General features: G+C 67.9%; 13 protein-coding genes. 7 read left to right on the top strand and 6 right to left on the bottom strand.

Annotated elements, in window-relative coordinates; translation table 11 throughout:
- Positions 1–186: 186 nt before the first annotated feature.
- The 3 genes from G4D85_RS10390 to G4D85_RS50225 all read left to right on the top strand — a co-directional run bounded on the left by G4D85_RS10390 (position 187) and on the right by G4D85_RS50225 (position 3,066).
- Positions 187–1,623 carry a serine/threonine protein kinase gene (locus G4D85_RS10390; protein ID WP_164010685.1) on the top strand — a complete coding sequence of 479 codons (1,437 nt, stop codon included), beginning with the start codon at positions 187–189 and terminating at the stop codon, positions 1,621–1,623.
- A gap of 393 nt (positions 1,624–2,016) precedes the next feature.
- On the top strand, positions 2,017–2,646 hold the full coding sequence (locus tag G4D85_RS10385; RefSeq protein WP_164010683.1) for a hypothetical protein: 630 nt from the start codon (positions 2,017–2,019) through the stop codon (positions 2,644–2,646).
- A 297-nt stretch (positions 2,647–2,943) separates the two neighbouring features.
- Positions 2,944–3,066 (top strand): hypothetical protein, encoded by a 123-nt coding sequence (locus G4D85_RS50225; protein WP_275900281.1) that lies wholly within the window; start codon positions 2,944–2,946, stop codon positions 3,064–3,066.
- Positions 3,067–3,448: 382 nt separating this feature from the next.
- Here the strand turns inward: G4D85_RS50225 and G4D85_RS10375 are convergent, their stop codons facing one another.
- The 3 genes from G4D85_RS10375 to G4D85_RS10365 form a co-directional block, all read right to left on the bottom strand.
- Positions 3,449–5,494: an ATP-binding protein gene (locus G4D85_RS10375; RefSeq protein WP_164010679.1), complete on the bottom strand. Its 2,046-nt coding sequence runs from the start codon at positions 5,492–5,494 to the stop codon at positions 3,449–3,451.
- Between the two features lie 387 nt (positions 5,495–5,881).
- Positions 5,882–8,812: a chitobiase/beta-hexosaminidase C-terminal domain-containing protein gene (locus G4D85_RS10370; RefSeq protein WP_164010677.1), complete on the bottom strand. Its 2,931-nt coding sequence runs from the start codon at positions 8,810–8,812 to the stop codon at positions 5,882–5,884.
- Positions 8,813–9,004: 192 nt separating this feature from the next.
- A complete protein-coding gene (locus G4D85_RS10365) occupies positions 9,005–10,570 on the bottom strand; it encodes a hypothetical protein (RefSeq protein ID WP_164010675.1) in 1,566 nt (521 codons plus the stop codon).
- Positions 10,571–11,247: 677 nt separating this feature from the next.
- On the opposite strand from G4D85_RS10365, the gene G4D85_RS10360 reads away from it, so the two are divergent.
- Complete coding sequence (locus G4D85_RS10360) at positions 11,248–13,695, top strand: TPR end-of-group domain-containing protein (protein ID WP_164010673.1); 2,448 nt, start codon at positions 11,248–11,250, stop codon at positions 13,693–13,695.
- 523 nt (positions 13,696–14,218) lie between these two features.
- Here G4D85_RS10360 and G4D85_RS10355 read toward each other — a convergent pair.
- Both G4D85_RS10355 and G4D85_RS10350 read right to left on the bottom strand, forming a co-directional pair.
- Positions 14,219–14,698, bottom strand: a complete 480-nt coding sequence (locus G4D85_RS10355) for a hypothetical protein (RefSeq protein ID WP_205525503.1) — start codon at positions 14,696–14,698, stop codon at positions 14,219–14,221.
- Between the two features lie 161 nt (positions 14,699–14,859).
- Positions 14,860–15,639, bottom strand: coding sequence for a DNA/RNA non-specific endonuclease (locus tag G4D85_RS10350; RefSeq protein ID WP_164010669.1), 780 nt, complete (start codon positions 15,637–15,639; stop codon positions 14,860–14,862).
- Between the two features lie 529 nt (positions 15,640–16,168).
- Between G4D85_RS10350 and G4D85_RS10345 the strand changes: the two genes are divergently transcribed.
- From G4D85_RS10345 to G4D85_RS10335, 3 genes are all read left to right on the top strand, one after another.
- Positions 16,169–18,022 (top strand): amidohydrolase, encoded by a 1,854-nt coding sequence (locus G4D85_RS10345; RefSeq protein ID WP_240359194.1) that lies wholly within the window; start codon positions 16,169–16,171, stop codon positions 18,020–18,022.
- A 466-nt stretch (positions 18,023–18,488) separates the two neighbouring features.
- Positions 18,489–18,767: a helix-turn-helix transcriptional regulator gene (locus G4D85_RS10340; protein ID WP_205525502.1), complete on the top strand. Its 279-nt coding sequence runs from the start codon at positions 18,489–18,491 to the stop codon at positions 18,765–18,767.
- Entirely contained in the window at positions 18,751–20,913 is a 2,163-nt protein-coding gene (locus G4D85_RS10335; protein WP_164010665.1) for a HipA domain-containing protein, read from the top strand. Before G4D85_RS10340 ends, G4D85_RS10335 begins: the two co-directional genes overlap by 17 nt.
- Positions 20,914–21,293: 380 nt before the next feature.
- Here the strand turns inward: G4D85_RS10335 and G4D85_RS10330 are convergent, their stop codons facing one another.
- Positions 21,294–22,703, bottom strand: a complete 1,410-nt coding sequence (locus G4D85_RS10330; RefSeq protein WP_164010663.1) for a DUF1254 domain-containing protein — start codon at positions 22,701–22,703, stop codon at positions 21,294–21,296.
- Between the last annotated feature and the right edge of the window lie 75 nt (positions 22,704–22,778).

The following is a 22,778-nucleotide window of genomic DNA, read 5'->3' as shown; positions in this document are numbered from 1 at the left end:
GTGGCGCCTGCGGGGGGGCCACGGGGTGTTGCTCACGACGCCGCGACGGGAGCGGACCTCCACCGGGCGAGGTCCCTCTCCGCGTCACGTTGCCGTTCACCTGGGAGATGGCATTGGACCCTGCCTACCCCGCGAGTAGCCTCGTGGTACGCGGAGCGGACCGCGTACCTCCTCACGAGGCACTTCATGGAGCTGGACCACCTGAACCCGTCAAGCCTGCCCTCCGGGACGCATATCGGGCCGTGGCGGGTGGTGCAGCCGCAGGGCCGGGGGGCCTACGGCGTCGTCTATCGCGCCGTGGGGCCGGAGGAGGGGGCGGGGCTCGTGGCCCTCAAGCTGGCCCTGTACCCCGGGGATGCGCGCTTCACGCGTGAAGCCGAGCTGCTCTCCCGTCTCCGCCACCCCGCCATCCCCCGCTTGCTGGACCACGGCCAGTGGCAGTCCCGAGAGGGCGTCTCCTACGCCTGGCTGGTCATGGAGCTGATCGAGGGCGCACCGCTCTATGACTGGGCGCGAGCGCAGCGCCCTTCCTCACGGCAGGTGCTTCAGGTCCTCGCGCGGCTGGCACGGGCCCTGGAAGCCACCCATGCGGCAGGAGGCGTCCACCGTGACGTGAAGGGCGAAAACGTGCGCGTCCGGCGCGCGGACGGCCAGCCCTTCCTCATGGACTTTGGCTCCGGACACCACCTGGGGGCCGCCACGCTGACCTGGCACCCCTTTCCTCCCGGCACCTCGGCCTACCGCGCACCCGAGGCGTGGCGGTTCGTGCTCCGCTCCCGCAGACCCCCGGCCGTCCCGTATGCGCCCGGGCCGGCGGATGACGTCTTCGCCCTGGGCGTCACCGCCTACCGGCTGATTACCGGGAAGTACCCTCCTTCGGCGCACCCGGATGACGAGGACGCCTGGCTCTGGCGTACGAAGCAGCTGGGGTCCTGGCTCCCGCGAGCATTCAATGTCCACTGCTCGCGGGAACTGAGCGCCTGGGTCTCCCGGATGCTCTCGCCCAACCCCGAAGCGCGGGGGAGTGCGCGCGACGTGGCGGAAGCGCTGGAGCAGGCCGCACGGAATGCAGGGCCCGAGGCGGATGCGTCCCTCTTCACGGGAGACGAGCCTCAGCCCGCAGGGCTCTTCCCTGCGCCCCAGCGCGTCAGGGTACGGCCACCTCCTCGCGCGGCGACGCGGTCCTGGTTCACGGCCGCGAGCCTGGGAGGCGCACTGGCACTCAGCGCCTGGGGACTGCTGAGCCCCCTGTCCGTTGAGGAGCCTGCTGCGAGGCACCTCGTGGAGCAGGAAGACTCGAAGGATGGGGGCGCCGTGGCGGTCGGAGACTCCGCCCTGACGGCCCCGGTGGCGCCCGAGCGAGCGCCCTCCGTGTGGCCGGCCATTGCCGTGGACCTGCCACCCAAGCCCATCCCAGGGCAGCGCCGCCCGGATGCCAACGGTCGATGCCCCTCCAGGGGGCAGGTTCCCATCAATGGCGGCTGCTGGAGGAAGCTGGTAATCACAGACATGAAAAACTGTGACGACGAAGCCTATATGTACAAGGGCGCGTGCTACGTGCCCACCTTCCCGCCCCCGCGCCCCGCCACCTCGGCTCCCACGCAGCACGCGGACGGCGAATAGCCGCACCCTCCGCGATTCCCTCCGGCCCCGGAACGAAGGAGGAGAGTCCGCGCCGCGAGGTGCCTCCGATCAACGCGCAGATTGCCTTCCTGGACAGAGTGAAGCAGTGCGCCCGGTCGGTGCAGAGGCCACGCAGCCCCTTGGGTACATGCCGCCCATGGCGCGTCCCGCCATGACTTGCTCGAAGGCCTGCGGAGCGCATCCGGTTCTTGGCGAAGCGGAAGAATGAGGCCGTGCTCCGGTTGATTGAGGGAGCGGGAACGCGACGCGCTCTCGCGGGAGTTGGGCGTCACCATCCTTCCTGGCCGCTGCCTCAAGCCCCGCGCTCGCTGACGCAGGCAGGGCTGGTGGGCACCCGCTGGCACGCGCCCGAAGAGAGGTAGGATTGCGTGGATGAGGCTCGTCGTCCTGCTGCTGGGAAGTGCGCTGTTCGCCCTGCCGTCCTCCGCCGACGCCTGTAGCTGTCGCGGTTGGACCGACCTCCCAACCGCGCTTCGCACGGCACGCGACAAGGCCGGCGTCATCGTTCATGGCCGTGTGGTCTCGGTGGCGTCCCGGCAGGCCCGCATCGAAGTCATCGAGGCCTTCAAGGGCGCCACCGGAGGGGCGCAGCTCGTTCTGGACACGGACGACGGCGGCGGTGATTGTAGCTACTCCTTCGAGTCTGGAGAGGAGTACCTCGTCTACGCCTATCTGTATGAAGGGCGCCTCGCAACCTCCATGTGCACCCGGACCCGGAAGGTCTCGAAGGGAGATGCCGAGCTCGACTGGCTCAGGACGGGGAAGCTGCCGCCCGTTCCCGTGGTGCTCCGGCGCGAGCAGGACCAGTGCACGCCCAAGGAGCCCATCACGGCCGCCCGGTGCCATTGGTTCACGACCGACACCGCCGTGTGCATGCTCGGCAAGGAGCTTCAGCCGCTCGCCCAGGAGATCGCCACGCCGTGGGTGCTCACCTGCAAGCTTCAGTACGGCTTAGAGCAGGTCCACATGTGCCAGGTCGTGCCAGGAGACGCGATACCCTGACCCCCACGCCCGCCTTCAACTCCCGCCCGGCCAACCCCACGGCGCGCGGAGTCCAGACCGTCGTCGGCGTCCTGTTCCTCGTGCTCGGCTTCCAGGCCTGGGAGCGCATCCGGCGGGAGCTAGCGTCGAGGCCCCAGGGCTGTGCGCCAAACACGTGGACAGGCCGTGCAGCCACCTTCAGGCACACGCCGGCCATGCGGCCCATCCGGGAAGGACGTAGCAGAGGCTCGGGTTTTCTGGGGCACCGCCGCGGCTTGGGGATCAACGCTGCTGTCGCATGCGATGATGAGCCGAGGAGTGACGCTGAAACAGTTGGAGGAGCGCATCCTGCTCATCGCGGAGGTGACCGCCCGTTCACGTCAGCAGAGCCGCGAGCGCGAACGTCTCAAGCGCGAGGCTTCCCTCGAGAGCGGTGGCTAAACGCGCGGGCTATGACCGCAAGCGGGCACAGGTCACCATCGACTTCTTTCGGCTCCATCTTCGGACGGAGTTGCGCGATGCCCGGGCCCACTTGTTGGTGATGTTGTGGGACAAGCTCCAGCTCGCGCGGTCCGGGACACTGGAAGAGCGGCGGCGTGCCCTGGAAGTCCTCGCCGCTGCCCGGCAGAGCCACTTCCCTCACTCGGGATGCGCCCGAGCATTTCTCGACCTGTACGCGCGCGACCCCGCGAATGCCAAGGCCTACTATCTCGCGGCGCACCGGCTGGTGGTTCGCAAGGAGCCAGGATTGTACGCAGGCGGCGCCACACCCCGGCCTTGAGACGGCCTGTCTCAAACCAAGCCGCATTCCGAAGCCCAGGTCTCAGCTCGGAGGAGGCGAGGCCCGGAGGGCTTCGACGTGCTCCTGGATGGGGCGGCGGTTGACCGGAAACGCCACCGTGAAGGTGGTACCGGCGCCGACCCGGCTCTCGAGCCGGATGGTCCCCCCCATGGCCTCGACGATGCGCCGCACGACGGGGAGGCTGAGGCCCAGATTGCTGTAGCGCCGCGCCGAGACCGGGTCCTTGAAGCGCTCGAAGAGGAGCGCCTGGTGCTCCGGCGCGATTCCAATGCCGTGGTCCCTGAGCACCAGCCTGGCGCTGTGCGCGTCGGACTCGACCTCCACCTCGATGGGCTTGCCGGCCCCATAGCGGAGCGCGTTCGAGAGGAGATGGCCGATGACGTGCTCGAGCCAGGAGGGGTCCCACAGCCCCACCACGGGGGTGTCGGCATGCACGACGACCGCCGAGGCCGAGCGCGCCAGCTCCCGCTGGTAGCTCTCCACGACGTTCCGGACGAGCGCGGAGAGGTCCATCTCCTTGAACCCGAGCTGGAGCTGCCCGGAGCTGAGGGTCGACACATCGAGCAGCTTGTCGACGAGCCTGGACAGGTGCTGAAGCTGGCGCTCGGCGTTCTCGAGGACTCTCTCCACGAAGGCGGGAGGGACCTGTGACAGCGGCTTCGTGCGCGTCAGCTGCAGCAGGCCCTGGACCCCCAGGCGCAGTGAGGTGCAGGGCGTCTTCAGCTCGTGCGAGGCATTGGAGAGGAACTCGTCGCGGGCCTTGATGGCCTCTTCGGCCTCGCGGTACAGGCGCGCGCTTTCCACGGCCAGGGCGGCGCGCAGCGCGAGCTCCTCGGCGAGGGCGAGGTCGGCGATGCCATAGACACGCCCGGGTCTGGCCGAAACGAGCGTGAGCACGCCCAGGGTGTGGCCTCGGGCCAGCAGGGGCACCGACATCGAGGACTGGAACCCGAGCTCCCGGATTCTGCGGAGCTGTTCCTCCGCCCGGGCTCCCCCTCCCTCGCCCATCCAACCGGAGAGGAAGGAACGCCCCGAGCGCAGGACCGTGTCCGCGCCCGTGAGGATGTCGGGAGACAGCTGCTTCAGCTCGCGCACGAGCCCCTCGCGGGAGGCATCCTCGTGGGCCACCGACACCACCCGGGTCGCACCGTCTTCGTCCAGCAGCCGGAAGACACAGCAGTCGGCGAGGAAGGGCACCGCCATGCGCGCGACGGCGGCGAGCGTCACTTCATAATTGAGCGTCCCCGCGACAAGCCTGCTGGCCTCCGCCAGGAAGGCGGAGCGCCGCTGGGCCTCCTCCGCGGCCGCGCGGGCCTTCTGTTCGTCGATGAAGAGGAGATACCGCTCCTGCTCGGCAATCTTGTAGTCGGTGATGTTCCGGGCCAGCACCACCAGTCCCTTTCGCGTCCCGTCGGGATGAAACAAGGGAATCTTGATGACGTCGTGGCTCTGCATCGTGCCGTCGGGATTGGGGATGTTCTCCTCCATGCGGCTGAGGTGGCCCCGCTCCCAGGCGCGCCTGTCCGTCTCGGAGCAGGCGAGGAGGGCCTCACGATAGAAGGGGGCGTAGCCCGCGAGCTCCACATCCGTCTTGCCCTGGTATTCGCCTCCCACCAGCCCGAAGAGCTTCAGGGCCTCCGGGTTGACGGCGAGCCATTGCCCCGCGCCGTCCTTGAAGAAGACGGCGTCCGGCAACGCATTGAACAACGTGAGCAGGTGGTCCTCGCTGTGCTGGAGCGGCTCATCCTGGCGGGGCCCTTGCTCCAGCAACACCATCAGGCCGTAGAGCTCGGAGGATGGCCCCCTGCTGAGGGAAGGCCGCCTCACGCAGGTGCGAAACCAGAGCGCATTCCCGTCGGCGGCGATGAGCCGGTGCACGAACTCCCTTCCCTCCCCATCCGCCGCCACGGCCCGACAGACGGCCAGCGTGCGCTCCCGGTCTTCCGGGTGGAGGCACGTGTTCCAGAAGGAAGCATCCAGCCACCCCTCGGCTGGATACCCGAGGAGCTTGGCGGCCTGCTCGCTCACGCAGGTGAGCCGGAGCGAGCGGCTCTCGGCCCTCCACAAGATGGTGTGTAACTGCTCCAGGAGAGCAGTGGGCTCGCAAACCATTGACCCTTCCCGCGGCTGGCGCCCGGCTCGGAGCGGTAGGCCCCTGGAGAAAGTTGCCCTCCATTTCCCAGATTGGAAGGAGGAGCGGCCGGCCCAGACCGAGGTCTCCCGGCCCCCTCGGAGACGTCCCATGCGCAGGTACGGCTCCCTGCCGTGTCGCGCACGACTCCAGCCCTTCCCGCCCTGCCTCCACGTCCGGGAGACGGGGCGAGTGACGAGGCGCACCCGTCAGAGCGTCCTCCCCTCCTCACTGGCCCGCCCCGGGTTATTCCCGCGAGTCCTGCCCGGGGTTTCCCAGCGCCATGGCGGCGGGTTCGAGGCCCGCCGCCCGACCCGCGGCCGCTACTCCCTCACCGCACCGTTGAGGACGCCGAGCGTGGCCGGGCCAAGCGCCCAGTCGCTCGCGGTGTCGGTGTCCCAGGAGGAGACGCGGCCCACCGTCGTCGTCTTGGTGCCGCTGACGGGGAAGGCGAAGCTCCAATCGAAGGAGACGTCAAAGGCGCTCGGGAAGGACTCGTACGTGCACGGCACGCCGTTGCAGTCGGCCGGGGACCACTGGCCTTCGGCCTGGAGCGCCTGGAGCTGGTCGGGGTAGGCGGCGATGGGAATGAAGCCCGGGATGACGGCGGCCAGGGCGTCCTGGGTATTGCCCAGGGGGTCCCGGATGCGGTGCACCCGCTGCCCCCCGCTGATGCCGAAGGTGCCGCCCTGGAAGTCCCAGGCCGTGTCGAAGTTCGACGAGTACTGGGCCTGAGGCCAGGCCGTCTTGCTCGTCAGCTCCGAGCCCGGAGCGTCCACCCCGGCCGTCACCCGGTCCGGGTTGAGGTGGATGACGATGAGCTCACCGGCGAGCACCTCCACGTCCGGCAGGGTGGCCAGGGGCGTGGAGCTGGCGGCGTCCGCGAGGGTGATGCCCTCCGTGCTGCCGCCCTGGAGCACGACGAGCTCCACCAGGTCCCGCTGGTTGGAGACACCGGGCGCAAGCTCGGTGATGCGCAGCACGGCGGGCGTCTTCCAGCCCCGGAAGCTGCCGGTGCGGCCCGTCGGCTCCACGCCCTTGCCCTGGGCGTCACGCACCGTGGAGGCCACCGCCACGGTGTAGAGCTGCCGGGGCGTCTGGAGGCTGGTGTCGAGCCGCACCTCGCGGTTGCCGGAGGCGCTGGCGCCCGTGACGGTCAGCCCGGCGATGGAGAACTGGCTGCCATCGGCCAGGACGCTGGCCGGGTCGATGCGTCGGTCGAAGCGGACGATGACCGTCTCCGGGCCGGCGGCCAGCCCCCCCGTCACCCGGGGCCCCGGGCACGTCGACGAGACCAGCTGCTCGGGCGCCCACACGGAAGGCTGGGTGAGCGGCGTCCCCGTCCCGGTCGAGAAGAACCACAGCGGCGAGACGATGCGCACCGTGCAGCCCTGGACCAGGTCGAGCTGCTCTCTCACCGTCTCCACCACGCGCAGCCGGAAGTTGAAGGCGCTCGGGGAACCCGCAGGCACGCGAGCCGTCACCAGCGGCGCCTGCTCGTGGCCGGCGCCCGCCAGGGAGAACGGGCCGTTGAGGGTACCCGTGAGGGTGATGAGCTCCGACTCGTAGTCCGGCAGGGAGGCGGGCAGGTCCACCTGGCTCACGTCCTGGACGAACCCCGTCAGCACCTGGCCGGTGCTCTGCACGCCGAAGCTGGAGAGGGTCGCCCGCACCATGCCGTTCGTCACACGCTTGCTGTTGACGACGATGCTCACGCGCATGCCGGCCTGGGGCTCGGGGCTCAGCCCCGCCGGGTCCACTTCCACGAAGAGGGCCGGGCCGCCGCGCTCCGCCTGGAGGAAGAAGCCCGCCGGGTCATTGGCGAGGGAGCCCACGCCCGGCTTCACGAAGGTGATGTAGGCCCCGTCGATGGGCAGGCTCACCAGGCCGTCCGCCGCGGTGCGCACGGCGGCAATCTGCGCCGAGGCGGTCTCGCCGCTGGAGTTCGGCAGCGCGAAGCTCTGGTCCACCACGGGCTCCACGTTGCCCGCGAGGTCCACGGAGAAGAAGCGCACGGTGGCGCTCCGAGCCAGGGTGAACGGGCCCGTGTACAGCGCTGAGGCGCCGCCCGGCAGGGAGCCGTCCGTGGTGTAGCGCGTCGCGCCGCAGCCCGTGCCCGAGTCACTGCACGTCAGCGTCACCGTGACGGTGGGGTCCGGGTACGTGTCGCCCGGGGGCGTCGCCACCGTGACGGGTGCCTGGAAGTCGAGGGTGTAGACCGCGACCTGCGCCGTCTCCGCGTTGCCTGCCGCGTCCACGGAGAAGAAACGCACCGTGGTGCTGGCGGAGAGGGTGAAGGCCCCGGTGTAGCGGGTGCTGTCGGTCGTCGGCTCGCTGCCGTCCAGCGTGTAGAACGTCCCGTCGCAGCCGCTGCCGCCCTCGTTGTCCGTGCACGTCAGCGTCACGTTGCGCGAGGAGGTGTAGGTCCCGGGCGGGGGCGCAATCGTGGTGACGGGGGCCGTGGTGTCCGTCACGAAGGTGTACGTCTCCGTCACCACCGTGCTGGTGTTGCCCACGCCGTCCACGCCGATGAACCGCAGGGTGGTGTTGCTCGAGAGGTCGAGCGCCGCCGTGTAGCGCGTGGAGCCGGTGCCGGGCACGGAGCCATCGGTCGTGTAGTGGATGCCGGCGCAGCCCGTGCCCGTGTCGTTGCACGACAACGTCACCGTGCGCGGGCTGAAGAACGTGCCGCCTCCCGGGTTGGCGGAGACGGTGGGAACCGTGGTGTCGATGACGTAGGTCTCCGTCTTCGCGGCCTCGGCATTGCCGGCCTCGTCCACGGAGAAGAAGCGAAGCGTGGCAGGGGCGCCCAGGGTGAAGGGCTCGCGGTACAGCGTGGAGCCGGTGCCTGGCGTGGAGCCGTCCAGCGTGTAGTACGTGGCCGAGCACCCGCTGCCCGCACCGTCGTCGCACGCAAGCGTCACTGCCACCGCGCTCGTGAAGCTGCCGCCCACGGGGGTCGCCCGCGTGGAGGGCGCCGCCGTGTCGTCAACGCCGCCGTCAACACCGCTATCAACGTCGCCACCATCAACACCGCTATCAACGCCGCCGCCACCACCGTCAATGCCGCTATCAACGCCGCCGCCGCCACCGTCAACGCCGCTGTCGACGACGACGCCACCACCGTCAACGCCGCTGTCGACGACGACGACGCCACCGTCAACGTCGCCGCCGCCGTCACCGCAGGCGAGCACGAACTGGGTGATGAGGAGGCCCAGGGCACAGCGAAGGGGCCAGGAAGTCTTCAGGCGCATCGTAGCTCCAGGATTCGAGGCGTCCGCCCCGCGTTGGAAACCCGGGGGTCTTCGGCTCGTTCCAGGTTGGCTTCGTGGGCCCAAGCAGTTCCCCCCAATTCGAAGGAGCCGACGAGGGGGAAAATGATGCAGAAAACCTGCGAGCGGGTCCTGGCTACCCCGTCCGGGGCGGCGCGAGGCGCGGAGGCCCCTTCACCAGGTCCCCGCGCCCACCTCGAACACATAGGTGAGCCGGTCCACGTCGAAGAAGCCGTAGCTCTTGATGCCCAGGCGCACGCCCCAGAAGTCGGTGAACACGCCGAGGAACTTCACCGGCGAGCGCGAGATGTTGACGCGGAACTTGAACCCGAGCTCCAGGACGACATCGGTGCGGCGCCGCAAGGGCTCGCTGTCCCACTCGACGCCCGCCGCGAGGTAGTGGTCGAACCACCGGGAGGCGGACGGCGTGTACATGGCCATCCACCCGAAGTCCCGCAGGCCTTTGTCCTTCAGGTACAGGCGGTGGACGAGATAGCCGCCGGCCATCGGCAGCTCGAGGTTCTTCACGACCAGGAATGGGAGGACCAGGCCGATTCCCACGTCGCCATCCACGTAGAGCGAGAGGGACCACGAGCGCAGTGACCTGCCCGCGTCGACCCACTCGCCAAGGTCCTCCAGCGTCCCGGCCTCCTTTATTACGGGCCAGCCGGGCACCTCCTTGTCCTCCAGGAAGGGGTAGAGGCCCGGAACGCTCCGGGCCTGGGTCGCGGGAGGAAGGGGCCGCAGCGCGTACTCGACCCGGGGACCGGCGTCCCCCGGTCGCTCGAAGGCGCCCTGGAGCGGGCTGTCCGGCGGCAGCGGCGGGTAGATGCGGTCCTCCGGGCGACGCACCTTCGACATCCACGCCTGATAGCTGCCGCTGAAGAGCAGGCCGCTGCGCGTGGCGTCTCGCACGCCCCAGGCGTCGTTGACGCTGCGGCTCACGTCGTAGCCAGGCGTGAAGTAGCCGTCGCCATTCTTGTCTGTCGCGAGGGCGTGCTTCCCCTCCTCCACCAGCAGGTGCATGGGGAAGCGCGAGCCCTCGTCCGTGTCGCTCACGTTCCAGTACCAGAAGAGGCCGTGGGCCTTGCCGCTCACCCGCGTGACGAGCACGACCTGCTCCACCGGGTCGCAGCGCATGCCCGTCGCCTTCTGGAAGGCCTCGTTGTCCGTGGAGAAGACGACGAGCTTGAACTCCGCTGTCTCCACGTCGTGGGTGTGCGCCCCCACGCCCTGCTCGCTGGGAAAGTAGGCGAAGAAGGCCAGCTCGAAGCTCGCGACGTAGCGCAGGTCCACCACCGTCTCGCCCGGGTCCTCCTTCCGCTGGAGGCTCGCGCGCCCCGCGTCGCCGCCGGACAGGGAGACCTCGCTGAACTGGTAGTACACGACGGGGGTGTCGGCGGCGGCCTCGAAGGGAAGGGCCTGGGGAAGCTGGATGTCCCCGCCGTCCGGCCCGCGCAGCCCTGGCTCGTCCGGAGAGAACCAGTAGACGGGCGCGACGTACGCCGCGAGGCGCGCGAGGGTGAGCTGGCGCTCCGTGCCATGCCACACCAGGCCGGGCAGCGAGCCTGGCTTGCACGTGCCGACCTCGCGCGGCGTCGCCGCCTCCTGCTCCGCGCGAAGCGTGGGCGGGCCGGGCTCCCGCGCTGTGGCTGGAGGCGCGCTCAGCGTCAGCACCAGGAGGGTGCACAGCCGGACTCGTGCGGTCCACCGCCACGCCTGCACCGGGCTCCAAGCCATTGGACGGCGAAGCGTGAGCGCCGTGCCTCACGCTTTCCATGGGACTCGAAGGCAGGTGAGCGTCGGCTGCATTGCGCTCGTCGAGGCGGGAAGCGAGCAGCTCGCGAGGTGCTTCGGCCTAGCCTCTGTATTGTGAAGCAGGTGGTCGAGGCCCACGGCGACGGCGTGACGCTCGACAGCTTCCCGGTGCGGGCGCGGCGTTCACCCTCATGCTGCCGTGTGACGGGGCGACATGGCCGCGGAGGGCCGCTGACGGGTGCCGCTGGGGCTGTGCACAGGACGCTGCTGACGGGTGCCGCTGGGGCTGTGCACAGGACGAGTGGAGAGGCCGTGCAGCCCCTTTGGGCACACGTCGGCACAGGCCGCTCGCGCCCCAGAGCAGCCCCCGGCTGGGAAGGTCACCGTGGAATGACTGTTCCTTCCGCTCGCAGGGCCCTGGGGCTGCCCGGGTCGGACGCCACCCGGCTCCAGTCCATGCGTCGTCGGATGCCGGGCTCGTTGAGCAGAGGCTGATCGAGCCGGAAGGCATCCACCCGGCGCCATGCTTTGAGCCTCCGCCATCGCGAGCTCCCGAGGCTCCGGCGCACTGCATCAAGACTCGTGGCGTCCAGTACTCAGGAGACGCATGCCCCCTCTTGGAAGCGGTGCGCTTGGATGTTCAGCTACGGGACACCCGCATGAAGACCACCATTCAAGAGGTCGTCGAGCAGCTCCGGCACGTCAAGAACCACGGCAAGAAGTGCTCCTTGCTCATCGGCGCTGGCTGCTCTGTTACCGCCGGAGTGCCTACCGCCCAGGGATTCGTAGACCTCATCAAGGAGGCGCATCCCTTTCGTTACGACAGGGCACCCGAGAAGACCTACGGGGCCTGCATGAAGCAGCTCCCCTCGAACGTGCGGAGGGACCTGGTTGCGAAGAGCATCGATGACGCCACTGGCATCAACTGGGCTCACGTCGGCATTGCCCAGCTCGTCGCCCATGGATACGTGGACCGCATCTTCACCACGAACTTCGACCCCTTGATCCTACGCGCCTGCGCGCTGGTGAATGAGTTCCCGGCGGTCTACGACTTTGCTGCCGCGACACAATTCATCCCGGACATGGTTCCCAGTCCTGCGGTCTTCCACCTCCACGGCCAGCGCTCGGGATTCGTGCTGCTGAACACCCCCGAAGAACTCACGAGACATGCGGAGCAGATAAAGCCGGTGTTCCAGAAGGCTGGCGAAGGCCGCATGTGGATCGTAGTTGGCTACAGCGGAGAGAACGATCCTCTGGTCGATCTCCTGGTCGCAGCCCCTCACCAATACGGCATCTACTGGGTGGGCTACAAAGACAATGAGCCTGCGGCCTCCGTTCGCAAGACGCTGACTTTTGATGGAGCGGATCGATGCTGGGTTCCTGGCTACGAGGCTGATGGATTCTTCGTCGAATTGACGCAGCGGCTCGGGTGCTTTCCCCCAGACTTGGTGGGGCGCCCCTTCTCGCATCTTGCATACACATTGAAGCAACTCACTCGTTTCACGCTTCCAGGTCAGGCAGAGAACTACGATCCACTTAGTGCAGCCAAGGAGAGCGTAAAGCGGGCAATCGCGGCCTATGAAGTCAAGAGCACCACTCCGAAGGGTAGCGAATCCAGAATTGCCCAGGGCATTGATGCTTCCGCAATGCTAATGGCCGGACAGTACGATGAAATCATCAAGCTGCGTCCTGCCTACGAGAGCGGCACGGTTCCAAGCCTTCAGGAGCCACTCGCATGGGCTTACGTCGTGAAAGGCAATTCGCTCATCGAGGTGGCCAGGACGAAGACGGGTGCGGAGGCGAGCCGCCTCTTCGAGCAGGCCGGCGAGAAGTACGCAGAGGCCCTGCGCCTCAATCCGGACATGCACGATGCCCTCAACAACTGGGGCAACACACTCTACGGCTGGGCCAAGACGAAGACGGGTGCGGAGGCGGACCGCCTCTTCGAGCAGGCCGACGCGAAGTACGCAGAGGCCCTGCGCCTCAAGCCGGACATGCACACGGCCCTCAACAACTGGGGCGCCGCGCTCTCCGACTGGGCCAAGACGAAGACGGGTGCGGAGACGGACCGCCTCTTCGAGCAGGCCGGCGTGAAGTACGCAGAGGCCCTGCGCATCAAGCCGGACAAGCACGAGGCCCTCAATAACTGGGGCAACACGCTCTCCGACTGGGCCAAGACGAAGACGGGTGCGGAGGCGGACCGCCTCTTCGAGCAGGCCGGCGCGAAGTACGCAGAGGCCCTGCGCCTCAAGCCGGACATGCACACGGCCCTCAACAACTGGGGCGCCGCGCTCTCCGACTGGGCCAAGACAAAGACGGGTGCGGAGGCGGACCACCTCTTCGAGCAGGCCGGCGAGAAGTACGCAGAGGCCCTGCGCCTCAATCCGGACATGCACGCGGCCCTCAACAACTGGGGCAACACACTCTACGACTGGGCCAGGACGAAGACGGGTGCGGAGGCGGACCGCCTCTGCGAGCAGGCCGGCGCGAAGTACGCAGAGGCCCTGCGCCTCAATCCGGACATGCACGCGGCCCTCAACAACTGGGGTGCCGCGCTCTCCGACTGGGCCAAGACGAAGACGGGTGCGGAGGCGGACCGCCTCTTCGAGCAGGCCGGCGCGAAGTACGCAGAGGCCCTGCGCCTCAAGCCGGACATGCACGATGCCCTCAATAACTGGGGCAACACGCTCTCCGACTGGGCCAAGACGAAGATGGGCGCGGAGGCGGATCGCCTCTTCGAGCAGGCCGGCGAGAAGTACTCAGAGGCCCTGCGCCTCAAGCCGGACATGCACGAGGCCCTCAACAACTGGAGCACCGCGCTATTGGAACAGGCCAAGTGGAAGACTGGCACAGAGGCGGAGTCTCTGTTCAACCAAGCTCGCGACAAACTCAACCAAGCAGAAGCAAAGAAGCCAGGAATGGGCTCCTACAATCTGGCCTGCATTGCAGCGCTAACAGGGCAAGCAGAGGATTGCCGCGTATGGCTCACGCGAGCACGCGAGCACGGGAAACTGCCGAATCGCGAGCACTTGGAGAGTGATAGCGACATGGACCCTGTACGTAAGCACCCTTGGTTCACAGCATTTCTCGAGAATCACAAGGGATGAACGGGCACCACGCATAAGGGCGCATCCACCGCGCTCTGACCTGTTCACGTTCAGCCCAAGAGGAGCGTGGGTCCGTCCTCCGCTCCTCACCACTCCACGGGCCGGCGGTCGTGGAAGAAGCCACCCGTGGGTTCATCGTCCGGGAGCGTGGCGAGCCACACCAGTGTGTCAGCTCCCTGATCCACCGAGCGCGGCGCACCCGTCCCGCCCATATCCGTGCGCACCCAGCCCGAGTCCACCACGTTGATGAGCCCCCGGGCCTTCAGGGTCCATCCCGACTGCGTCGCGGGCTCGTGCAGTCGTCAGGGCCGGGTGGTCCGGATACCCGGCGTCGTGCCTGCTGCCAGGCATGAAGCCAACCCTTTTGATGCTGCGCAGCGCCGTAACGCTGGGCCTGCGCCTCTACGCAGCCTGCACCACGTCGCAGATGCAGCTCGTAGAGGAAAGGCCGCAGCAGGCGCGTGAGCATAGAGGAGATGAAGCGGCCGGCCAGCCGCGGATGTGGAGGGAGGCCCACCGAGCCCTAGATTGCCTCGGCGAGAACAAGACCGCCGAGGTAGGGGGAGCGGGCCATGGATTTCATCGGCATCGACGTGCACAAGAGGGACAGCCAGATGTGCATCCTGACGGAAGGGGCGAGGTGGTGCTGGAGCAGCGCCTGCGCACCCAACCGAAGAAACCGTAGCTCTTGAGGCCCAGGCGCCCGCCCCAGAAGTCGGTGAACACACCGAATTGGAAAGCGCGATCCCGCATCCGTGTCGCTGACGTTCCGGTACCAGAAGAGGCCATGAGCCTTGCCGCTCACCCGCGTGACGAGCACGACCTGCTCCACCGGGTCGCAGCGCATGCCCGCCGCCTTCTGGAAGGCCTCGCTGTCCGTGGAGAAGGCGACGAGCTTGAACTCCGCTGTCTCCACGTCGTGGGTGTGCGCTCCCACGCCCTGCGCGCTGGGGAAGGAGGCGAAGAAGGCCAGCTCCAAGCTCACGACGTAGCGCAGGTCCACCACCATCTCGCGCAAGCCTCCCGCCGCTGGAGGCTTGCGCGCCCGGCGTCACCACCGGACAGGGAGACCTCGCGGAGGACGGCGTCAGCCCGCCGCCGCTTGGGACGCCGAGGTGTTACCGGGTGGAAGGGAAGCTGCTCCGAAGGGCCAGCGCCGGCTCCTCAGTTACAGCCCTGGCCCGACAGCCAGTTCACGCCACGGGTCCGCTCGTTCGTTCCGTTCGAGCCGCCGTAATCCACGTTCGAGAAGGACATCGACACGCTGCTCCCGGTGGACTGGTTCCGGAGCTCCAGCGTCATGTTGTTGGGGATGAGCGCGGTGGAGTTCGGGTAGTTCGCACCGACGTAGTAGCGCAGCCGGCCGCTCGGCAGGCCCCCGCACGTGGCCATCTTGTTCTCGAGCTGCAGCCAGTTGCCGCGGTTGAAGTTGGCATCCTGGGGCACCAGGTTCGCCCGGCCTCCCCAGCCCCCGAGCTGCGAGCCGATGAGGTGTCCCCCGTCATAGTCGTTGCTGGAGTTCTCCGCGTCGCCCCACTGCCCCACGCTCGTCTGACAGGAGTCGGCGCGCGGCGCGGCGAGAATCTTCGGCAGGAACTTGTACGCCCGGTTCGGCCGGCCCGCGGTGTCGATGAAGTAGTACTCACCGTCGAAGTTGTGCCAGACGTTCCGGTCGCTCGACGGGAAGTACTTCGGGCAGTCGCTGATTGCAGCCGCATCGACCTCCCCGTGGACGACGTACCCCACCCCGTACCGCGCCATCGCCGCTCGAATCTCCTCCTCGGAGTGGCCCTCGAAGAACCCGGCGAGGCCGCTCGGGCCACCGAAGTCCTGCTCGAGGTGACTGGCGACGCCTTCGCCGCCCAGGTTCGTGTCCGTGGGTCCGCAACCGCCGAGAAACAGACCCAACATCGCCGCGACTGCGAGCTTGTTCGTGGTGCGCATTCCCTGGCTCTCTTCCTCACCGACGTCGTTGCCTGCGAAGCCTTGAATACCAAGAAATCAAGAATCAGATTGCGACAATTCTGCGTCACCGCAGCGCCAGGGGTCGCCTGGGAGACGTTCTCCGGGAGTGAGTCGACCGAGGTGTCGCGGCGGTGAGACGTGGACGCATTGAGTCGCAGCCAGTCACGCAGCGTGTCGAGCAGGGTGGTGGGGTCATGCGTTTCACCCGGCGCTCTCGGACAGAGCATGAGCTGGGACCCGGAGGCAGGTGAGCGTTCGCTGCCGCGCTCTCGCCGGGGCGGAGCGCCCCGCCAGTCTGATTCCACTGGCGGTGGGTCGGTGATGAGCGTGGGCTCCTCCGAGCCCCATGAACCCACCTCCCCTTCGAGCGCGTCCCGGCCGCCGTCCAGCCTTCCGCGGTGACCTCGTGTGCACCGCCGCGCTCGCGCTCCTCTGCGCCTGCGCGACGAAGGGAGCAACAGCCCCCGGCGGGGCGCGTACGACGGTCTTCGTCGGAAGAGTCCTCACCATGGATGAGCGGGGGACGCAGGCCGGGGCCGTCTCCGTGGACGCGCATGGCCGCATCCTGAAGGTGGGGACCGAGCAGGAGGTGGTGGCCGGGCTCGACACCCGTGCGCTGACCTTCGTACGCCTGGAACCCCAGCAGGTGCTGATGCCGGGCTTCATCGAGCCGCACATGCACTTGCTGCCAACGCTGCTCCAGGCCTTGCCGGTGGCGCACAACCTGGCGCCCTGCCTGCCGCCACCGTACTCGGGCGCGGATACCCCTCACTGCCAGACGGAGCTGCTGAAGGCGCTCATGACGTTGCGGCCAGACGCCTCCGGCGGGAGCGAGTCGAAGGAGCCCATCATGGGCACGAACCTGGACCCGTCCCGGCAGCGGCTCATCCCGGGCCTGTGCGGAGGAGCCGGGGCGGTGTCCTTCCTGGACCTGCCGAAGCGCTATCTCGCTGACTGTGTGAGCCAGGACCGCCCGGTGTTCATCGTGGACCAGTCCGGCCATCTCGCCTACGCGAACCAGCAGGCGTTCGAGGTCACCTGCCTCGACCTGACGGGCAAGAAGGAGTGCACTCCGCCAGCGTCGGTGACGAGCAGCGGCGGAGAGTGGGTGAAGGCGGGCGGCGAGTACACCGGCCTGCTCCGCGAGCCCGCGGCCTTCCTGCCGTTCTTCCAGGCGCTGATGAAGCAGCGCCCGTCGCAGGCACTCCAGACGGACCCGGTGAGGCTCGTCACGCAGCCTGGAGCGGAGGTGCGGCGAACGCTCCAGCAGCTGCGCGAAGCGGGGCTGACGACGCTCGCGGACGGTGGCCTGATGAGCCCCGCTGAGCTCGAGGCGGTGAAGCTCCTGGCGGAACGGGACGACCTCCCGCTGCGCGTCACGGCCCTTCTCGAATACGACCTGGCCTACGACGCCCAGACGCAGCGGGAGCTGCTCCAGCCTTCAGGGCCCGCCTGTGACCCCAGGACAGCGCCGGACTGCAAGCTGCCGAAGTGGCTGGGAGCGAGCGGTATCAAGCTCTGGGTGGACGGCTCGACGCAGGGCTGCACCGCGCAGCTCGCGCCTCCGTATCGGTACAAGGACACAGGGCACTGCAAGGGCGCGCGGGAGGGCCGGTCCAACTACAAGAGTCCGCGGGAAATCGCCGACAGCTTGAGAGGGCTCTGGCGGACGAAGGGCTGGCGGTTCCAGCTGCACACCAACGGCAATGGAGCGCAGCAGTGGGCCATCGACGTCTTCGCGGAGCTCCAGCGGGAGGTCGTCAATCCGCATCCGGTGCTGTTCATCCACCAGACGGTGGGCTCTGAGGAGGTGACGCGGAAGCTCGCCAGCCTGCGTGAGGGCACCTTCGTCACGAGCGACGGCGCCACCGTTCCCAGGCTGGACGCACGGGTGACGCATCTCATTGGCCATGTGGCCTACTGGGGCGACGCCTTCGAGCACACCCTGGGAGCGGAGGCGCGCAACCTCGACCCGGTAGGCTTTGAGCGGCGGCATGGGATTCCGTTTTCCCTGCACAGCGACTCGGTGGTGACACCTCCGCGCCCGCTGTGGCTCGTGGAGCAGGCGGTGACGCGGCGCACCTGGGCCTATCCGGACTTCAAGAAGAGCTACGTGCTCGGCCCCGAGCATGCGGCGACAGTGGAGGAGGCGCTGCGCGCCATCACCCTGGAGCCCGCCCGTCAGCACGAGCTGGACGCGTGGCTGGGCAGCATCGAGCCGGGCAAGGTGGCCGACTTCGTCGTGCTCGGCGCCAACCCGCTCGACTACGACCCCGCACGCGGTGGGGACCCGACGCAGCTCAGCAGGATTCCGGTCATCCAGACGTATTTGAATGGTCAGCCCACGGCGGGCGGCAGGTGAGGCGGATGGGGGGTGCGGCGGCTGTGGCTCGGGCCAAGGCTGTTTTCCCTCTACGCAGAAGCGGGAGTCGGCGAGCGCAAACCCGGGCCGCTTACAACGTGGCCTGCGCGGCCTCGCTCTCCGGCCAGAAGCAGGAAGCCCTCCTGGAGCAGGGAGGGCAGGCCGGCGTGGGAGCCCCTGCTCCGGCGCAGCTTCGGTACGCACATGGCTGCGTTTCAGAATCCACGCGAGCAGATGGAAAACAGGGCAAAAACTGGGCTCCTGCGCCTGAAATGCGTACCAATCCATGCGAGCGCATGGAAATACGTACGGAAGTCCCCTTGGGCCGCGCGATGATACTCAAATCCATCCGATGGGATGGATTTGGCGCCCAGAAAATGGCGAACTGCCCTCACCAGCGCTAGATTCCATTCGAACGGATGGATTCTGCTTCCCAGGTGGGGGCCGCGCAGGAGTACCGAAGCCCATGTCATTGGATGGACCCGGTGAAGCGAGAAGCTGGATGCAGGCGCTCGCGCAGGCGGTGCGGACCCAGCGCAAGCGGCTGGGGTTGACCCAGCACGACGTGAGCACCCTGGCCGGCTGTGGCCCTGTTTTCGTCTACGACGTGGAGAACGGTCGCAAGCCGACCCTGCGGCTCGACAAGCTCCTCGATGTCCTCAACGTCCTCGGGCTGCAACTGACGCTCGAGAGTGGCAAGCAGCGCTTTCAAGTGAGTGAGAAGCTGCGTGATTCGGCCTACTGACGTCCAGGTCGCCGACGTGTGGCGGGAGACGAAGCGCGTCGGCTCCATCACACGCACCCCGCGCGGCTCGGTCTTCGAATACGACGAGAACTTCTTCGCGCAGTACTCGCGGCAGGAAGGAGGCCTCGCGGTCCACCTTCCCTACGTTCAGCGGCGTGTCGAGACGTGGGGAACGAATCTCCATACGTACTTCGCGGGCCTGTTGCCCGAGGGGCTCCGGCTGCGCGCGTTGGTCCAGCGCGTGAAGACCTCGGAGGACGACCTGCTCAGCCTGCTCATTGCCGCGGGCACCGACACCATCGGAGACCTCTCGGTCGTCCCGCGGGGAGAAAGCCTGGCGGAGCTCGAGACGCGCGCGGAGCGGTGGAGTCCGGACACGGTTCTCTTCAAGGATTTGTTCGAGCAGAGCCTCACCCGGACGGCGGAGGGAACCGAGCCCGTCATCCCTGGCGTGCAGGAGAAGGTCTCGGCATCGACCATCTCGTTTCCCGTGCGGATGTCCGGGCGGCACGCGTACATCCTCAAGCTGAATCCCGACGAGAAGCCCCAGCTCGTCCAGAACGAGTACTTCTTCATGCGGATGGCGAAGGCCTGCGGCCTGAAGGTCGCCACCACGCGGCTCATCCACGACCGGGAGAAGAACCCGGGGCTCCTGGTGGAGCGCTTCGACCGAGTGTGGGAGAAGGAGGAGAAGCGGTTTCGGCGGCTCCACCAGGAGGACGCCTGCCAGTTCCTCGACAAGTACCCGGGGGAAAAGTACCGCATCCCCTGCTCGGACATCGCGGAGGGGATTCTCGAGACGTGCACGGCGCCGATTCCCGAGATGGCCCGCTTCCTCCTGCTGCTCGCCTTCAGCTACCTCATTGGCAACGGGGACCTGCACGCGAAGAACGTGAGCATCCTCGCGGACGGCCCGGCGGGAGGCTTCCGGCTGTCACCTGCGTACGACGTGCTCACCACGCTGCCCTACGGCGACCGGCTCATGGCGCTGCAATTCGAGGGGAGGAACGACAACCTCAAGCGGGCCCATTTCATCGACTTCGGGGAGCGCTACGGGGTGAAGGAGGGCGCCATCGTCAAGCTGCTCGACAAGCTCTGTGACGTCGCGGAGTCCTGGATGGAGCGGCTGGAGGAGGCTGGGTTCGACGAGCGCGAGACGCGCCGCCTGCGGGAGACGATGCGGAAGCGGCTCGGCGAGCTTCGTGAGGCCCCCCCTGTCGTGTCCGAGCGTCCCCTCGTGTCGCCAGCAGAGCCCCAGACACCGGCGATGTCGACCGTGGCCCAGGGGTTCGAGAAGTTCATGCGGTCCCTGGAGCTGCAGGCGGCGGAGAAGAGCGAGGCGAAACGCCAGGCGCGCAACGTATTCGAGGCGATGAAGCGCCGGCTGGAGCCCAAGGAGTTCATTCTCAGCGGCGCCTATGTCCGGAACACGGCCATCCGCCCGCTGCACGATATCGACCTCTTTCTCGTCTTCACCGAGGAGCGCAGCGGGAGCGGAAGGGACCTGCCCGGGGACTTCCTGAAGCGCGTCAAGGAGGCGCTCGAGGCGGAGTTCCCTGGCAAGCCGGTGCAGCTGCGGAACCGCTCGGTCAACCTCGAGTTCGACGGGACTGGCATCGGCTTCGATGTCGTCCCCGCCTTGGAGGACCCGCGCCAGCCGGGCGCGTACTGGATTCCAGACTGGCGCCTCGGAGGGTGGATCCACAGCAACCCGCGCAAACACATCGAGGCCAGCGAGACGGCGAATGCAAAGGCGCAGCGGCGGCTGAAGCCACTCATCAAGGCCATCAAGCGCTGGAATCAGCTCCAGGGTAGGCCCGTGCCGTCATTTCTGTTGGAGGTGATGGCCTGCGCGGGCATCGACTCATTCAGCCCGGACTCGAGCCTCTCCGTCTACTCACAGGGCCTGGCGCACCTGCTCAGGTTCATGAGCGAGAGCATCCTGGAGGAGTGGCGGGACCCGGCAGGACTCGGTCCCCCCCTCAACGCAGGGTTGGAGGCGGGATACCTCGCGCAGGGGCAGCAGCGACTGGCCGAAGCCGCGCACCAGGCTGCTCAGGCCCTGGAACTGGAGCGGGCGGGCGACACCGCCGGAGCGCTCGCGCTCTGGCGGGGGCTCCTGGGAGACGATTTTCCGGTTCAGTGAGCCCAACGCCAGGATTGAGCCAGGCACACAGCGTCAGCCACCCTCGTTCCCGGCGAACAGGGTGCGGGTCCACGGTGCGTCGACTGGTCAGGCCGCTCGGCCCCCTTGGGGGACACGCCTGCCCGGGCCTCGCTCCCATCAGGTGCGTGGCAGGAACCTGGACCTCTTCCTCTCGCGGCGTCCTCTCCTTCATCCACTCCTTCCTGGCCGCTTCCTCATGCCCCGCGCTCCCCTCCTCCGCACCTGCTTGGGGGACCAGAAATGGCCGCGGTTCGGCGCCTGGAGCGAAGACGCCGTGGAACCTCGTGAGGTTTGCCCGAGGCGGAAGGTGAGGCGGCGCAAGAGGCAGCGCCTCCCCCGACCCGAACGCGTCCGCGCGCTCACGCCTCGGCGCTTCGAACCTGCTTCACCTCTTCGAAGTCGCCCGGTTTCCAGGAGCCGTCGAAGGCAGGTGCCTCGGGTCCGTAGATGCGGAAGTAGACGAACCAGCCCTTGCCGGGAAGGGTCTTGATCCACCGCCCCTCCTTGCCCACCGGGGCCTTGGGGCCGAAGTAGAGCTCCAGCGCCTTCTCCCCCGTCGTGTCCTTCAGCTCGAACAGCGACCGCAGCGCGGCCTTGTCCTGGTCCGTCTGGATTTGCGAGCGCGTACCATTGTCATACACCGTGACCGACCAGAACAGCGTGGCCGGCACGGGCTGCGGCACCGTCAGCTTGTAGGTCTTGCTGCCGTCGAGGTAGGCCCCGTTCTTGTCTCGCAGCCCGAGCCAGTAGAGCGAGCCGGCTCCGGCCGAGCGGCGGAACATCGCGGGCGAGGCGCCAATGGCCTGGGAGAACCATCGGTCACGGGCTTCGAGGTCGAGCCCGGTCGGCAGCTCGAAGTCACCGTTCTCGTAGCGCAGGGCTGCCCACTCCCACTTGCGCTCCTTCCAGGCGACGCGGTCGGGCCGGTGACTGGCGAAGCCCGCGACGAGCATCTGCTCACGACCCACCCTGGCCGCTCTCTCCAGAATCGCCTTCATGCGCGCGTCCGGCGCGAAGGGTCTGTCCTTCTCGATGCCCAACGTGGCGAGCAGGCCGTACATCGGGCGGAACTCGTCGAAGGTCGGCTCCTCGCCGAGGACCTTGTACAGCTTCTCCCAGTACTGGAAGTTGTCCTCCCAGCGCAGGCAGGTGACATCGATCTTCTGGTCGGTGCACTCCAGGAACGTGAAGCCGGGGGGGCTGCCTGCCTGGGCGAGCGGGTAGATCTTCACCTTGCGCAGGGAGTCCAGGGCACCTTGCAGATCGCCCCCGACCGGCAGTGCGCGCAGCCCGAGCAGGATTTTGTACGTCGCCGAACGCGCCGGGTAGTAGCCCGGCGGGGCCTCTGCCTTGGAGTCGGGAGGCAGGAGGAGGTGTTTGCCACCCTTGCCGGCGTCGGGGCCAGGAATGCCCACATCGTGAATCCAGCGGTAGTGGTGGTCGTTGACGATGCCCAGGAACTTGCCCGGCGGGAGCTCAATCACCATCGGCCCGGACTGCTTCAAATCCAGCACCATTCCCATATAGGGCGTGTCGGAGTTGCCGGTGAACAACACGTGCCTGGGTCCACCCGCCAGGACCAGCGCGCCCTTGCTGTCCTCGGCGCCTGCCTCCCGTTGCCCGTTCATCGTGCCTTCCATCGAGACGGTCGGGTAGAAGAAGCGATAGGCCTGAACGGCGCGGTTCAGGTCGCCCTCGTCGTAGGCGCGCTGGATGACGTCCGGCGTCGGAAAGCCAGCGGGTGTCTGGCTCGGGGTCTGCGTCGTCATGGACTCTCTCTGTGCTGGGCGGGTTCCGCTCGAAGGATTCGCCAAGAAGTGGAGTCCGAGGAGTCCGGGAGCAAG

This window comes from Pyxidicoccus trucidator, from assembly GCF_010894435.1.
In the GTDB taxonomy this organism is placed as follows: domain Bacteria; phylum Myxococcota; class Myxococcia; order Myxococcales; family Myxococcaceae; genus Myxococcus; species Myxococcus trucidator.
The sequence above is the reverse complement of the archived record's forward strand: the minus strand, read 5'-3'. Positions and strand labels throughout refer to the sequence as shown.

What these genes read in the sequence shown, in the direction of transcription:
- G4D85_RS10390 (WP_164010685.1), top strand. Translation starts at nt 187, where the DNA reads ATGGAGCTGGACCACCTGAACCCGTCAAGCCTGCCCTCCGGGACGCAT.
- G4D85_RS10385 (WP_164010683.1), top strand. Translation starts at nt 2,017, where the DNA reads ATGAGGCTCGTCGTCCTGCTGCTGGGAAGTGCGCTGTTCGCCCTGCCG.
- G4D85_RS10370 (WP_164010677.1), bottom strand. Translation starts at nt 8,812, where the DNA reads ATGCGCCTGAAGACTTCCTGGCCCCTTCGCTGTGCCCTGGGCCTCCTC.
- G4D85_RS10365 (WP_164010675.1), bottom strand. Translation starts at nt 10,570, where the DNA reads ATGGCTTGGAGCCCGGTGCAGGCGTGGCGGTGGACCGCACGAGTCCGG.
- G4D85_RS10360 (WP_164010673.1), top strand. Translation starts at nt 11,248, where the DNA reads ATGAAGACCACCATTCAAGAGGTCGTCGAGCAGCTCCGGCACGTCAAG.
- G4D85_RS10350 (WP_164010669.1), bottom strand. Translation starts at nt 15,639, where the DNA reads ATGCGCACCACGAACAAGCTCGCAGTCGCGGCGATGTTGGGTCTGTTT.
- G4D85_RS10345 (WP_240359194.1), top strand. Translation starts at nt 16,169, where the DNA reads ATGGATGAGCGGGGGACGCAGGCCGGGGCCGTCTCCGTGGACGCGCAT.
- G4D85_RS10340 (WP_205525502.1), top strand. Translation starts at nt 18,489, where the DNA reads ATGTCATTGGATGGACCCGGTGAAGCGAGAAGCTGGATGCAGGCGCTC.
- G4D85_RS10330 (WP_164010663.1), bottom strand. Translation starts at nt 22,703, where the DNA reads ATGACGACGCAGACCCCGAGCCAGACACCCGCTGGCTTTCCGACGCCG.